The sequence below is a fragment of the Novosphingobium cyanobacteriorum genome (assembly GCF_029436685.1).
GTDB classification, from domain to species: domain Bacteria; phylum Pseudomonadota; class Alphaproteobacteria; order Sphingomonadales; family Sphingomonadaceae; genus Novosphingobium; species Novosphingobium cyanobacteriorum.
Map to the genome: position 1 here is coordinate 1 of NZ_JAROCY010000041.1, position 13276 is coordinate 13276.

Sequence of the window (13276 nt, forward strand, 5' to 3'; positions counted from 1 at the left end):
TACCAGCGCACCGCCCACAGGATCACATCACCCTGGAAATGGCGCCACTTGAAATCCGTCATCGTTCCGTCCGTCCAATCTCCGCCAAGCATGCTCAAGCTTCACGATTTTTGCAACAGAGCCCGTTCCGGCGTCACCCCAGACCGCTGCATTGCGAATTGCAAGCGTGGCATTGGCAACCCGAGCGCAGGCTTCCCGCAAAGCGCCCGCGTGAATGAAGCGGCGATGCACATGAAGAAGTTCCTCATAGCTGGCATCGGTGGTGGCACCGGCCACCCGCTTCAGCCCGGCATTGGTGCCGAGGCCATAGAGGCAAAGAAGCAGTCGTTGATCCAGAACAGGCTTGGAAAGGGCGACACGGGAGGCCGAGGTTTCGAACGCATCGAGAAACCCGGTGTCGAGCGCCGCTTCCTTCAAAACATCCAGTAGGCCCGTCATCGGCCAGCGCTGTCCAATCTCCGATTTGATGGCGGACAGCCCCTTCGGTTCCGGCGCTGGCTTGGACGGCGTGATCGATATCCGGTTTTCGCCGCGCCAGAGGATGCGCACTTTCTCGTTTCGCGGGATTGTTTCGTTGAGGAGCAGCAGTTCGGATTCCAGCTCCTTGCAAATCGAGCCCACGAACTCGCGGGCATTTTGCGTCAGGTTCAGCCGGGAATAATAGGAAGAACGCCGAACCGCAAAATCCTTCGGCAGATCATCATCGGGATTGCGGTAGCGGTCCGCGCCGACAACCCAGATTTCCTTGGACCGGATGCATTCCCGCAATTGGGTCAGGACGCAGAGTTCATAGCTGATGCGGTTGATGCGACCATTTCCATCGATGACCGAACTGCGCCACTTTTCCGGGATCACACCGTCTATCGGCACATCCTTCTGCGGCACGAACCGGCACCCATCATCCAGCTTCGCCCTGATCCAGTCGAGGGCGGACAAAACCGGTCGCCAAACCGCATTGTTCGACCGGAACTCCAGCACGGACAGCAGGCTTGGTAGCATCCGGCGATAATGATTGGCCCATGAATTGCGCATGACTGCATAGATGCGGCGGTCAAGCGCACCCTTGGCACTGCTTTCCTTGATGATCGCCGCCAGCTTTTCCTTGCCGACAACCGGAAAGATGACATCGCAGATGCGACCGTCCGGATCGTCAATCGATGCGGTGGCAATGTCGACAAGCAGCCGTTCCTTGCCATAGACCCGTTCGACATCCTTGGCGATGTCGCCCACCACTTTCCGTTTCGACCGTGTTGCGATCTTGTGCACCGTTTCCACGAGCAGTTCGACCATTGCATCGGTCATCGCCGTTTCACGCGCCATCAGATACACCGCATAAAGCGCGAGCTGGCGCGTCTGCGTGTGGCGGCGCATCTCCGACGCCTTTTCGCCGGAAACGCGGCGGACAACATGCTCGATCCACGCCGGGTTGATCGCTGAAAGCATATTCCGTGGGAGTTTCAGGCTCCGGATGAACGCAAGCCGAGCGGTCACCTCCAGAATGTTGTCGAGCGTTGCTCGCCCCGCGTCTGCTTTCATCGCATTGAAGCCTGTCGGCCCTTCCGCGTCAGCCAGGGAGCTTTCCATCGCTGCAACAGTCCCAGGCGGAAGCGCTGCGCTCACCTCATGAAGCCAGCCGTCGAGATATTGTTGCCGCTGCGAACGAACAAGCCGTTCAAGCTCCTTGGCAGACGGACCGTAGATTTTGCGATCCCGGCACCAGAGGAACACCGCCTCAAGCATGGCGCTGACGGATTGTCCGGACGGGCAAAGCTCGCCGATAATCCAATAAGAAAGCGCTTCGCGGTCCTGTCGCGTCATGCGGCCAAAGCCGAGATACTGCAAAATCTCGGCGCAATGCCGACGGGCTGTTCTCCCGCCGAAATCATAGCTGGACAGTTCGTCGGCTGGGACGCCGATCTGCTCGGCCAGATATTCGGCAGCTTCGTTCGGGATCAATGTGCCATCGTCAGCGAAGAAACCGCGAGCGCTGAAAAACTTCAACTGCGAGGCTAAGCCGAGCCTCGTCGCGGCCGGTTTGGAATTGATGAAATCAATGTCGGCGAAGCTCAGGCTCCATTGAGCGACAATGTCCGAACTCGAAATACCCGTACTCATAAAAGCGCTCCTCAAATTGGAGCGCAATGTCACGACCGGGCACTTCTCGGGTCAATCCTCCACGCCGTGTTCCCACAACGTTCTGCGAGTTGGCCAAAATCGCAGCTTCGGGCCGACTGGGCCAAATAATGCGCAGCAACATCGCACCGCATTAGGAGAATTCCACGCCGCTGCCGCGTTCCTTCACATTATCGCGACCTCGCGATAAACGATCTTATGCGCAGCTGCGCATAAGATCGCCCAAGCATCCGCATAGGTGTCGTAGACAGCGATCTGCTGGGCCGTCAGGTCGTGCTTGAGGATTTCGTACTCGACCCCGGCAAAGCTCAGCGCCCGTGCCTGGTAAAGCCCAAGGGCCTTAAGGTCGCGCGACACCAGCTCCATCGCAGCGATGCCACCTGCCCTGATCTGGCTGATGAAATCCTCGCGGATGGCAAACGCCGTTCCTGGTCCCCAAAGGCCGAGCCGAACCGCATAGGCGAGATTGTTGACTTCAGAGGCCCCGGTCGCCGAGGCATAGAGCACGCGGGCCTTGGGCAGATGGTTCTGGAGCATGACGCCGGCGATGCCCTGCTGGGAACCTGATTTGCTCCCGCGGGCTCCCTCGCCTCCTGCCACCCCGCCCATTTCGTGGCTCTCATCAAAGGCGATGACACCTTCGAAATCCGCCCCGGCCCAGTCCAGCAATTGCTTCAGGCGGGTCGCATCCTGCCTCTGACTGCGCAGCGTCGGGTACGTGACGAAGAGGATCCCCTCGCGGAACGGCACTGGCTGATCGATTTTCCAGCTGGAGAGCGGTTGAATGTCGGCAGTCATCCCGCCGATCGCGCTCCAATCCCGGCGCGCATCTTCGAGCAGGCTCTCGTTCTTGGATACCCAGATCGCCTTGCGGCGTCCGGCTAGCCAGTTGTCTAGAATGCAGGCGGCAATCTGTCGGCCTTTGCCCGCGCCAGTGCCATCACCGAGGAAGTAGCCCTTGCGGTAGCTGTGTCCGTCTTCGGCCAGAGTGAGAGCGACACCTTCGTCAGCCGGGACGAACAGGCCCGGCAGATACTGCTGCCAGGCATTGCCGGCATAGATCACCGTCTCGAGCTGCGCTTCCGAAAGCAGGCTTTCTTTGAGGATGCGGCCCTGCAGGCTGGGGCAATATTCCGGCACCGGCGCTGGTATGGAGCCCATGGCCACACTTTCCACCAGCGGGGTCGGGTGCGCCTTTGCACCATCGATGTCGATCCGGCTCGGGCGGTAGGGCAGATAGACACCGGCCTGCTCGCCCAGAGGGCGCGGCGTCGCCAGGCTGCGAAAAACAAGCGGCGATATCGATGGCGCTTCGATTACGCGCGGTTTTGCCGCAGGCGGCTTTGCACTTGTGCGCATCGCCTTGAAAAGCGTGCCGGGCTTGGTCTGCTGCCGTGCGTAAATTGGTGAAGCCTCGCAAGGACCGACTGCCCGCTTCACCACTGCAACCGCCGCGGCAATCTCGGCGACAGTCGATCGAGCGAGGATTGCAGGACGTATGTTTCCGGGAACCTTGTCGATCACATAGAGGCGAACCGGCACGCTGGTCCCCTGCTTGTGGTAGCACCTGGCAAGGCGGCAAGCTGTTTGCACCGTGCAGTTCTCGAACGTCTGGTCATAGATTTTCGAGAGCCTAGCGCTGGTGGTGAACCAGTCCGGCATGATAGCGACAAGTCTGCCGCCAGGAGCCAATCGACCGAGCGCGGCGCGCAGATGGCGGACAGCAGCGAATTGATCGACGCCCCTTCCCTCCGAACGGGAGAACGGGGGGTTCATGAGAATCAGGCTGGGGCGCAGCGAAGGATCCAGCGCGGAAGCCAGCATCGCACCGTCGATCCCGGTAAGCTTGGCATGTTTGAACAGCAGAGCGAGTTTCTCACGGCGTTTGGGATCAAGCTCATTGAGGTGTAGCTGTCTGACTGTCGTTAGGCTGGCCACGAGCGCACCATGTCCCGCACTCGGCTCCAGCACGATGTCGTCTGGCCGGGGCTGCGCAAGGACAGTCGCGAGTGCCGCAAGATCGGCGGGCGTGGAGAACTGTTGAAACCGAATCTGGTCTTCGCTCCTGACCGTATGGGTTGGCAGTTGCTCAACCAGAAGGCTCAGGGCGGTGATGTCGTCTAGGCGCACCGGACGGGATAAGCCTAGCAGATGGCGGGTCATCCCTGCTTCGAGGAGGTCATAAGCATCGCGCTGTGCCCAGCGACCTTCAGCCGAACTTCCACCGTAGAGGCGCTTCATTGCGTCGAAGAGCGACATCTTGGTCAGCGATCCACTGGCAAGCTCCTGCGCGATTTCATCGATGGCCTGATCAAGGCGGGTGTCGAACTGGGTGAAGAGATCGGTCATGCGCTGCTCCTGATGCTGATGCGCATCAGAGCATCCCCCTCCCCTTCTGCCCCGACAGCGTGGGTGCTTGGAATTCCGCTAAAGGCGCAGACCAAGGTCCAGCTAGGAAAAGCGGCCGAGATTTCAGCCTCACGGCAAGAGAGATTCGTAGGCCAAATATGGCCATTAATTTGACCAAAGGAAGCATATCGGCCATATATGGCCAATGCTATTCACTCTACAAGATCAGCTGACGCACCTCGGTATGCGGATCAAGGCCCGCCGCCTGGCCCTCGATCTTACCCAGCAAGCGGCAGCTGCCAAAGCAGGCGTGGCCCATAGAACATGGCGGCGGATGGAGACCGAAGGCAGGGCGTCCATCGAAGACCTTGTTCGCGCTGCCATTGCACTGCGCTGCGATGAGGGCATCGTCGCGCTGTTTCCTCAAGTTCCGGCGACCAGCATGGATGAACTGCTTGCACAGCAGCGCCAGGCAGCCAAGCGGCAGCGCCAGCGTGCCAGCGGGCGCTCAGGCGGAATTGGGTCATGAAGCTGGCTCCGGGAACGCCTTTGGCGGTTGGACTGCTGACCGACGAGACTGCAGCGCCGCGTTCTGTCGGCAGGCTGGCGATGGATGGGGGCCTGGCTCAGCTCGAATGGTCGGCAGAGGTCATCGCTGCGCGCCTTCGGATATCTCCGCTTCACTATCCAGCTGAGCCCGGCCTGCACCCTGCCCGCAGCCGAATGTTCGAGGGCCTCCACGGTTTCCTGTCGGACTGCCTGCCCGACGCCTGGGGCATGCTGCTGTTGAAGCGGCGCCTTCAAAGGATGGGTCACCGGTTCGAAGACCTTGATGCGGTCGACCGGCTCGCCCTCGTGGGCAGAAGGGGTCGAGGTGCCCTCGTCTTCCAGCCCGAAACGCTTGGGTTCGAAGCTTCATTTACCATCGATCTCGATGCTCTGGCTGATGAATCCCGCCAGGTTCTGCTCGGCGAGGAGACAGAGCTCGAAGCGCTGCTGGCACGCCTGGGCGGCGGCTCAGGCGGAGCACGGCCGAAAGTTCACGTGGCGATCGACGCAGACGGCAAGCTTTCCGCCGGAGACGAGCTCGCAGCAGTGGGAAGCGAGAACGCGGGTGCGGAATGGATCGTCAAGTTTGCAGCGACCAATGACCCTGCCGATATCGGGCCATTGGAGGAGGCCTACGCCCGGATGGCACGCGCCGCAGGGATTGTTATGGCAGAGACGCGATTGATCCCGTCGGCGAACGGTCCAGGTCATTTCGCGACAAGGCGCTTCGATCGACTGGCACCGGGCAAGCGGCTACACATGGTCAGCCTCGGCGGAGCGCTTGAAGCGTCGCCGCATATGCCCAGCGTCGACTACGACGGGTTCCTGAAGGCGACCTTGGCCATCACCCACAGCATGGCAGACGTCGAGCAGGCCTTCCGGCGCATGGTCTTCAACGTGCTTGCGCGAAACCGTGACGACCATGTTCGCCAGCACGCCTACCTGATGGACGACCAAGGGAACTGGCGGCTCGCGCCGGCCTTCGACCTCACCTTCTCGAACGGTCCCGGCGGCGAGCACTACATGGCTGTGTTGGGCGAAGGCCGCACCATAACCCGCGAGCATGTCGAGAAGCTCGCAAAGGTCCATGGGGTTTCGCCGAAGCGCACGGCTTCCATCGTAGACGACGTGCGTGCAGCGCTTTCCGACTGGACGTCATATGCGCGTGACGCTGGGGTCGGGATATCTATGGCTCCGGTGTCAGAGGGTTTAGGTCTGGTGGCGCAAGAGTTTGGTTGAGGGTGGCTTGGCTAACCGGAAGCCGACAGTGCCCCGCTGAGGCAGGTTCCGACCAGACCCGGTCGTTCAGATCAGCTACTGCGAACGTCTGCTCCTTACAGAACCTGCCGATGGATCGCTCCGGCGCAGACCGTCAGGAAGGCGCCCTTTCATCGGCCATTGATCCGAGAAATATCTTTCCTGAAAGCAGCCGCTGATACGGCGCGTACTTTGTCGGCCGTCGCTAGACAAGAAGGACAGCCTTTGGCGCGAAAGGTGGGGCGGGAGTTGCCTAGGGCGATAAAGACTTGACCGAACTTGCTCTAATCAGACGATTGTGGATCCGCCCCAGAATGCACATTTCCCGCGCATGACTGTCCATTGGTTTACCGATCCTGCCGCAAACGGCCCTTCCGTCATCACGCCGACCTTCACCGAGGTCGAACTTCAGGCGCTTGTCGAGATATTGAAGTTCGCGCACGATCCTGCCAATGCTGAGATGGAGCTGTTGCTATGCATGGACGCAGCCGGAACCTGTGAGCACGGAAGGTCGACCGGACGAAAGGCCGCGCCGTTCACGCCGGAGATTGAATCGGCAATTGCCGCTGGCGGTGGCGTCCGTCTTTGGCATAATCATCCGTCACAAGATTCGCTGAGCCATCATGACTGGTTGTGTGCGGGAATGTCGGACATGGTCGAAGTCCTCGCTCTCAATGCCAAAGGATCGATTTTCGTCGGACGGATCGTTAAGTGGGACGATCGACTGCATGGCCTCTGCGAATGGCTTCCGAGGCTCGCAGCTGATCTCGAGATGCACGTAGATGGCCTCGCCAAGAAACGACGGCTGGATGCCATACATCTGGTCGCAATGGCTAACCTGACGATGCATATGCTGAACACCGCCTTGGCCAAAACGACGCCGGTGCGGTATGCCTACGCCCTGAAAAACGCCGATCAGATGACGATAGCAGCAGCCGGTGCACTGTCGCTCATCGCAGACGGGATCGCCTTCGCCGAACAGGCCATCCAGGAATGGCTCGACAAGCATGCGCCTGCTTCAGATGCCGAGCCATTGTAAGCAGCCGAACCCCTAGGACGGGAAGAACGGGCGCCGCGGCGCGGGCCAATCGCCGGCTTCCATTGCGGCGGCGAGGTCGCGACTCCCGAACCGCCTGACCGTCGAAGCCGCTACGAACTGGACGCCTAGCGCGAGCCTGACGACCTGCAACCGGTTGAGGCCCGCCGGCGCATATCGGCTGGCAACATAGGGAGGAAGGTGCGCCACGATATCCGTCGCAGTCGCATCGTCCCGGTGTGGGGTTTCGCGCGCCAGCCTCTCCATCAACTTCTTGAGATCGTGGCCAGCCGGGCCCTTGAAGGAGTTCGGATCGGCGCCGTTCTTGACCAGCGCCGCCTTCAACGAAAGCTCGGCGGTCATACAGATCGGCTGAAGCATGGAGTCGACGCTGAAGGTCGTAGGAAGTCCGTTCGCTGCGTCGGCAAGATTAGAGGTCGCCATTTGCCAAAGCGTCAGCTCCGGCCCCGAGCTGCCCTTCATGTCATCAAGGCCATAGGTCAGGTCGGCAACGTCCGCAAACGCGAAACTCGTGCGAGCGGCCATGTCCCGGTCTTCCCGACACCAGCGCCACCACTCTTCCTGGCTCGAAAAGCCGAGGGCTGCCCAAACATCGATCGGGCCCGGGCTGCCGAATACGACAGGCACGACGAACCGCCGAACCTGGTCGACCACCGCAACCAGCCCAACGCCCATGCCCGGCCAGTTATCATCAACTTCGGGAATCATCTCCGCATAGGCATCCATGATTTTTTGGACTTCGGGGTTGCCGCCGACGCCAATTACAAATGCCGGGCCAAGGATCTCCATGGCCGCGCGGAAGGGACGCTGGTGCAGGTGCAAACCTTGCTCGGCGTATTTCAGGTCGAGCGCACGAAGCGTCTCTATGTTCCATCTGCTCATGCCGTGAAGATAGTGAGGGGGCCCACAGACGCCAATGGAACCCCGTCTGGTCACACATTTTTGATTTCCACTTTCGCAGAATGTCGGCCCTGATGCTGACCTTCTGCTACCGACCCAAGATGAGCCGATTAATGGCCGGGCCAAGAGCGGTAGGTTCCGTCAGAACCTGTCGCTCCTGCCCGCTTCTCAGCCGCCAATATCACGACGCCGGTCCATATCTGCCGCAACAAGCTCAGCCGCAGCTTCGCCGTGACGACGGGCGGCGCAATGACACAGGCGACGGTCGGGCTCGCACTCTAGGTCCACGCGAGCGATCCGGCGGCGCCACCGTTTCCGGGCGAAGCGACGCGCGAACCTGCCGCGCTGGGTTTGGACCTGAAGCTGGCCCTTCACTCGCGGCAGGCTTATGGCAAGGCCAATGTCGGTTCGTTGGCGGCGTCGTTCTCGCGGCCAATGCCTAAACAAGGTGCCATCAAGCGAACGCAGCATCTGCGGGAGGCGGCTTGTGAACACGCACAATGATGACGCTTCTCTTACATAAATCTATGTGGTAAGGCACATTAAACCATGTGACTGCTTGGCCATGCTCTATACCGATTTCCTTACCGAACTTGCTAGGGCAGGTTTGAGCGTCCGAGCATTTGCAGACCTGATCGGCATGAACCCCAATTCGATCTCCAACTATGCTCGCGGCGGTGAGGTCCCCAGTCATCTTGCGCTGATCGCAGCGCTGATTGGGGAGTTGGGTGCCTTGGGGGGCGACTATCGCCGCGTCGTTGCACGAGTCGAGGTGACCCCGAAAAAGCCCCGTGGCGGGGCACGGCGCGGGCACTTTGGGGGTGACCGCCAAAGCAGCCTGGATCTCGACCCATGAGCACGGTGGATCTAGCCAACGCAGTCGAACCCTTCGGCGGTGATGCAACCGCCTTGCGCCGGTTCGACGAAGACGGCCCACATCTCTTGCCCTATGCGACTCTGGTCAATGCAAGGCGCGCCGCCAGCTCGGTGCTAGGCGTTATCATGGCCGTATATGAATGGCAGGGTGCGCCCCTCCTGTTCCTCGTCGATGGGGAAGCTCTGGACAATGACGAGCAGCTACATCGTATCCGGCGTCTTCTGGCGATGCGGGGAGACGCGCCCTACCTGGGTGTCATCGCGCCGGGCCGGCTTGACGTCTATCGGATCGCCCTCGATCGCAAAACCCTGCGGCAGTCCAGGGTTTCCCTGCCTTCCGGCGAGGGCATCGAACGGAACACGTTCGCCCATCTTGCCAATAGCCGGCCCAGGGCAGCCATCAACCAGAGTGGGTGGATCTCCAATGTCGTCCTCAACCTGCTGACTGCATCGATCACCAAACTCATCGCCACCGGGGCGGTCACCGACGAGGATGCAATCTCGCTTGTCGGTCGGGCGCTGTTTGCCCGCTTTCTTGCTGATCGCGAGCTGCTGCCGGCCGCCATGGCGGGGCCGGACGTCGCAGCTGCGCTGTTCGATGATACCGCATCGGCGAGCAGAACTTGCCAGTGGCTCGACGACACCTTCAACGGTGACCTCTTGCCCTTGTCGGAGGGTCTTTTCGACCGTTTGCCGCTGAGCGCATATCGCGCGCTGGGCGACGTGCTGCGCCGTGCTCCCGACAGCCAGCTGTTCCTGGGATGGCAGGAGCGCTGGGACAATCTCGATTTCGCGCATATTCCCGTGGGTGTCCTGAGCCAAGCCTATGAGCTCTATCTGCGTCGGCATGCCCCGGCCAAGCAGAAGCGCGAAGGCGGCTATTACACGCCGCGACCCATCGCCGATCTGGTTGTTCGGGCCTGCTTTGGCGGCTTGGCGCGCCAAGGCGGCTGCGCTGATGCCAAGATTCTCGACCCGGCAGCTGGTGCTGGCGTCTTTCTGCTTACCGCCTTTCGCGAGCTCGTCGCTGAACGCTGGGCAGCAGATGGACACCGGCCGCAGACGCCGGCACTGCGCGCGATCCTCTACGATCAGATCGTCGGCTTCGACATCAACGAGGCCGCTTTGCGCTTTGCGGCACTCGGCCTTTATCTGCTGTCGATCGAGCTCGATCCGCAACCGATGCCGGTCGACAAGCTTCGGTTCGACGATCTGCGCGGCAAAGTTCTGCATCGGCTCACGAGCGAAGACGCTACCCTAGCGGGTGGTCGGCTGGGCAGTCTGGGGCCTCTCGTCCTGGAGGAGCATCGCGGGCGCTATGATGTCGTCATCGGTAATCCGCCGTGGGCAAGCGGCACCAAGCTACCCGACTGGAGCTTAGTGTGCGAAGAAGTTGCGCGGATTGCGCAGGCACGCAAGATTGGCAATCCCACCCCGCCGCTCCCCAATGAGGTGCTCGATCTGCCCTTCATCTGGCGAGCAATGGACTGGGCAAAGCCGGGCGGCCAAATTGGTTTTGCGCTCCATGCTCGCCTCTTGTTCCAACAGGGCGACGGAATGCCAGACGCGCGCCAAGCGATTTTCGAGGCGCTCGATGTAACGTCAATCGTCAATGGCGTTGAGCTCCGCCAGACCCGCGTCTGGCCCGAAATCTCGGCGCCATTCTGCCTGATGATCGCCACTAACAGGCCCGCCGCCGCTGGCAGCGGGTTCCGGCTGATTAGCCCGCGTCTAGAAGAGTCGCTCAATGCGGCCGGCACCATGCGCGTCGATCCGCAGAGCGCGGAGATCATCCGGACGCACCAGATGGCCGAGACGCCGGATATCCTAAAGATTCTCTTCCGCGGCACGCGCGCCGATCTCGGGATCGTCGAGCGAGTCCGTTCCAAGGGCTATCCTACGCTCGAAACATTCTGGCGATCGGCGATCGGTGTTTCGAAGCGCGGGCGCCTGCTAGGCGGAGGAAGTGGCTACCAGACGCTCAAGGACAGCAGTCGCCCACGCCTGCGGGGGGATGGACTACCTGGAGCGGACGCAAGCTATCTCCATGGCCTGCCGGACATAGACGTCGCGGCGTTCGACGATGTCCTCGTGAAAAGCGACCGTCTAAGGACATTCCGGTTTCATCGTATTCATGACCCACGAGATCCGGCGTTGTTCGTCGGACCACTTGCGATCGTCCATCAATCGCCGCCGGTCGAGCATGGCCGGATCCGAGTGGCGGTCTCGGACAAGGCACTTGCCTATAATGAAAGCTTCTACGGGTTCAGTCCCGGCACCTATCCTGACGGCGATATCTTCGCACGCTACCTCGCGCTGGTAGTCGGCAGCCGGTTCGCACTGTGGTGGGCCCTTGTCACGAGTGGCAAGTTCGGCTTCGAACGGGAAGTCGTGGAAAAGTCCACGATTGATCGCATGCCCATGCCCGATTTCGGGCAATTCGGTGAGGCAGAGCGCGCAGAGATAACAGCTATTTTTTCGCGTCTCCAAACCGGCGAGATCACGTGGGAGTCGGTCGATCGCTGGGTCGCGGACCTTTATGGCCTTGGCGAGCGCGACCTTGAAGTTATCGCCGACACACTCACTTTCAACCTTCCCTTCGCTAATGCCAAGCACGCTGCGCAAGAGTTTCCCGATCGCGCGAACGTCACCGCCTTCTGCGAAAAGTTGCTCGGCGAGCTGGCCCCATGGGGAGCACGCTATGACTCCAGCTTCGAGGCCGATCTTGTCCATTACTCGGCCAGCTCGCCCTGGTGCTGCATCGCGCTTCGCCATCGGGGGGGAGCGGGACCTAACGTGATAGAACAGGATCTGGCCGGCCTGTTGCAGGCGGCTGACGCGACGGGGGCCGGCGAACTGATCGCCGAGGCGCAGGGCATGCTGCTGATTGGCCGTCTCGCGCAGCAGCGTTACTGGAGCGCCACCCAAGCCCGCCTGTTGGCCCAGAGGATCATCTGGTCCCATCTGCCTTTTCTGCAGGCTCGCACCAAAGGATGACGACGTCGGTGGTTCACGCCCGTCCGCTGCAGATTGCGGAGCTCAGTCGCGGTCTGCGCTTGCCACTGCCGCCGATCGAAGACCCCCATCTGGAGATCCTGGGAGAGGGGCTTGTTCGCGCATTTCACGACATTCTGAACAGTGCGCCATCGGCGGTCCATTATGGCAGCGAAGCCGAGATTTCGGCGCTTCTTGAAAATAGGCTCAATGCCCTGATCGAGGATGACCCCTTTTGGGGGCAACTTGTGCTCTGCGTCGCGCGCGGCAAGGAAAGCCTCAGCTTTGACGGCGCGCACCTGGAAAAACGTCCCGATCTCTCCATCTATCTTACCAATCGGTCGCGTAGTTTTCCCGTGATCGTCGAGGCCAAGATCATCGATAGCCCGACCGGCAAGACGGCCGCCCTGTATTGCCAGCAAGGCCTGAACCGATTTCTGATCGGTGACTATGGCTGGGGCGGCCAGGAGGCCTTCATGATCGCCTATGTCCGGGATGGATCCGACATTGCCAGTGGGCTCGCGCCGCGCCTGGCGGCCAAGGGCGGCGCCGCACCGCCCTTCGCGACCGAAGCAGATCCCGTCGCCGTCGGCTTCGGCGCAGCTGACTGTGCGCGCTCCAAGCATGGCCGGTCCTTCACCTACAGCCACCAGGCACCACCGGCGCACCTTCCCGGATCGATTGCTCTTCTTCATATCTGGGTCAACGCGGCGATTCCGCCTGCCGCCTCCTAGGGCCGGGAGGGCGTGGGCCGGCAGCGACTGGTGCATCGTCCTGATGTCGGCCGGAGAGGACGATCCACCAGTGTGGATCGTCCCTGAGTGTGTAGGGATGCGCTCGTTGTCCAGGAAACGTCTCTAGCGAACTCTGAACGGCAGCTTTTGAACGAGGTTGCCATTCAAACTGTTTGGCAGGAACGACCGATTTGTCCCAGCTTTCGTCATTCGCCGATGCTACTGCCCCGACGGTTCATCCGTTCGTTGAAGTCCGCCCAGTCGATGCCCCAGCTTGGAGACCTTCGCAAAATTCGGAGGCCTGGTGCGCGGCGACAACTACGATGGCCGGTTGAGCGGCGACTATGATGGCCGGTAGGATCGGTTGTCTGGTCTGATCGTAGGGAGGGGCGCAGCCCCGACCGGAGAGCGGACCAGACAACCGGTG

General features: G+C 61.1%; 8 protein-coding genes and 1 pseudogene. 6 read left to right on the forward strand and 3 right to left on the reverse strand.

The window, feature by feature from the left end; translation table 11 throughout:
* Positions 1 to 126: 126 nt before the first annotated feature.
* Both POM99_RS21405 and POM99_RS21410 read right to left on the reverse strand, forming a co-directional pair.
* Positions 127 to 2115, reverse strand: a pseudogene (locus POM99_RS21405) (DUF4158 domain-containing protein); the annotation flags it as partial.
* A gap of 183 nt (positions 2116 to 2298) precedes the next feature.
* Complete coding sequence (locus tag POM99_RS21410; RefSeq protein ID WP_277280755.1) at positions 2299 to 4482, reverse strand: strawberry notch-like NTP hydrolase domain-containing protein; 2184 nt, start codon at positions 4480 to 4482, stop codon at positions 2299 to 2301.
* 205 nt (positions 4483 to 4687) lie between these two features.
* Here POM99_RS21410 and POM99_RS21415 point away from each other — a divergent pair, with 205 nt between their 5' ends.
* From POM99_RS21415 to POM99_RS21425, 3 genes are all read left to right on the forward strand, one after another.
* Positions 4688 to 5011, forward strand: coding sequence for a helix-turn-helix domain-containing protein (locus tag POM99_RS21415; protein ID WP_022675526.1), 324 nt, complete (start codon positions 4688 to 4690; stop codon positions 5009 to 5011).
* Positions 5008 to 6270, forward strand: coding sequence for a type II toxin-antitoxin system HipA family toxin (locus tag POM99_RS21420; RefSeq protein ID WP_277280758.1), 1263 nt, complete (start codon positions 5008 to 5010; stop codon positions 6268 to 6270). Before POM99_RS21415 ends, POM99_RS21420 begins: the two co-directional genes overlap by 4 nt.
* 349 nt (positions 6271 to 6619) lie before the next feature.
* The gene (locus tag POM99_RS21425) at positions 6620 to 7327 is read left to right on the forward strand and encodes a hypothetical protein (RefSeq protein WP_277280760.1); all 708 of its coding nucleotides are present in this window, start codon (positions 6620 to 6622) and stop codon (positions 7325 to 7327) included.
* Positions 7328 to 7339: 12 nt separating this feature from the next.
* Here POM99_RS21425 and POM99_RS21430 read toward each other — a convergent pair whose 3' ends face one another.
* On the reverse strand, positions 7340 to 8227 hold the full coding sequence (locus POM99_RS21430; RefSeq protein ID WP_277280761.1) for a HEPN domain-containing protein: 888 nt from the start codon (positions 8225 to 8227) through the stop codon (positions 7340 to 7342).
* 583 nt (positions 8228 to 8810) lie between these two features.
* Between POM99_RS21430 and POM99_RS21435 the strand changes: the two genes are divergently transcribed.
* Genes POM99_RS21435 through POM99_RS21445 form a run of 3 tightly spaced genes read left to right on the forward strand, consistent with a single transcriptional unit; the run spans position 8811 to position 12849 of the window.
* A complete protein-coding gene (locus POM99_RS21435; protein ID WP_277280763.1) occupies positions 8811 to 9101 on the forward strand; it encodes a helix-turn-helix domain-containing protein in 291 nt (96 codons plus the stop codon).
* Positions 9098 to 12118 (forward strand): HsdM family class I SAM-dependent methyltransferase, encoded by a 3021-nt coding sequence (locus POM99_RS21440; RefSeq protein WP_277280765.1) that lies wholly within the window; start codon positions 9098 to 9100, stop codon positions 12116 to 12118. The genes POM99_RS21435 and POM99_RS21440 overlap by 4 nt, the downstream gene beginning before the upstream one ends.
* Positions 12115 to 12849 (forward strand): hypothetical protein, encoded by a 735-nt coding sequence (locus POM99_RS21445; RefSeq protein WP_277280766.1) that lies wholly within the window; start codon positions 12115 to 12117, stop codon positions 12847 to 12849. Before POM99_RS21440 ends, POM99_RS21445 begins: the two co-directional genes overlap by 4 nt.
* Positions 12850 to 13276 lie beyond the last annotated feature (427 nt).

Bases quoted from the DNA above. Each gene is read 5' to 3' on its own strand.
- POM99_RS21410 (WP_277280755.1), bottom strand. From the start codon at position 4,482: ATGACCGATCTCTTCACCCAGTTCGACACCCGCCTTGATCAGGCCATC.
- POM99_RS21415 (WP_022675526.1), top strand. From the start codon at position 4,688: ATGCTATTCACTCTACAAGATCAGCTGACGCACCTCGGTATGCGGATC.
- POM99_RS21420 (WP_277280758.1), top strand. From the start codon at position 5,008: ATGAAGCTGGCTCCGGGAACGCCTTTGGCGGTTGGACTGCTGACCGAC.
- POM99_RS21425 (WP_277280760.1), top strand. From the start codon at position 6,620: ATGACTGTCCATTGGTTTACCGATCCTGCCGCAAACGGCCCTTCCGTC.
- POM99_RS21430 (WP_277280761.1), bottom strand. From the start codon at position 8,227: ATGAGCAGATGGAACATAGAGACGCTTCGTGCGCTCGACCTGAAATAC.
- POM99_RS21435 (WP_277280763.1), top strand. From the start codon at position 8,811: ATGCTCTATACCGATTTCCTTACCGAACTTGCTAGGGCAGGTTTGAGC.
- POM99_RS21440 (WP_277280765.1), top strand. From the start codon at position 9,098: ATGAGCACGGTGGATCTAGCCAACGCAGTCGAACCCTTCGGCGGTGAT.
- POM99_RS21445 (WP_277280766.1), top strand. From the start codon at position 12,115: ATGACGACGTCGGTGGTTCACGCCCGTCCGCTGCAGATTGCGGAGCTC.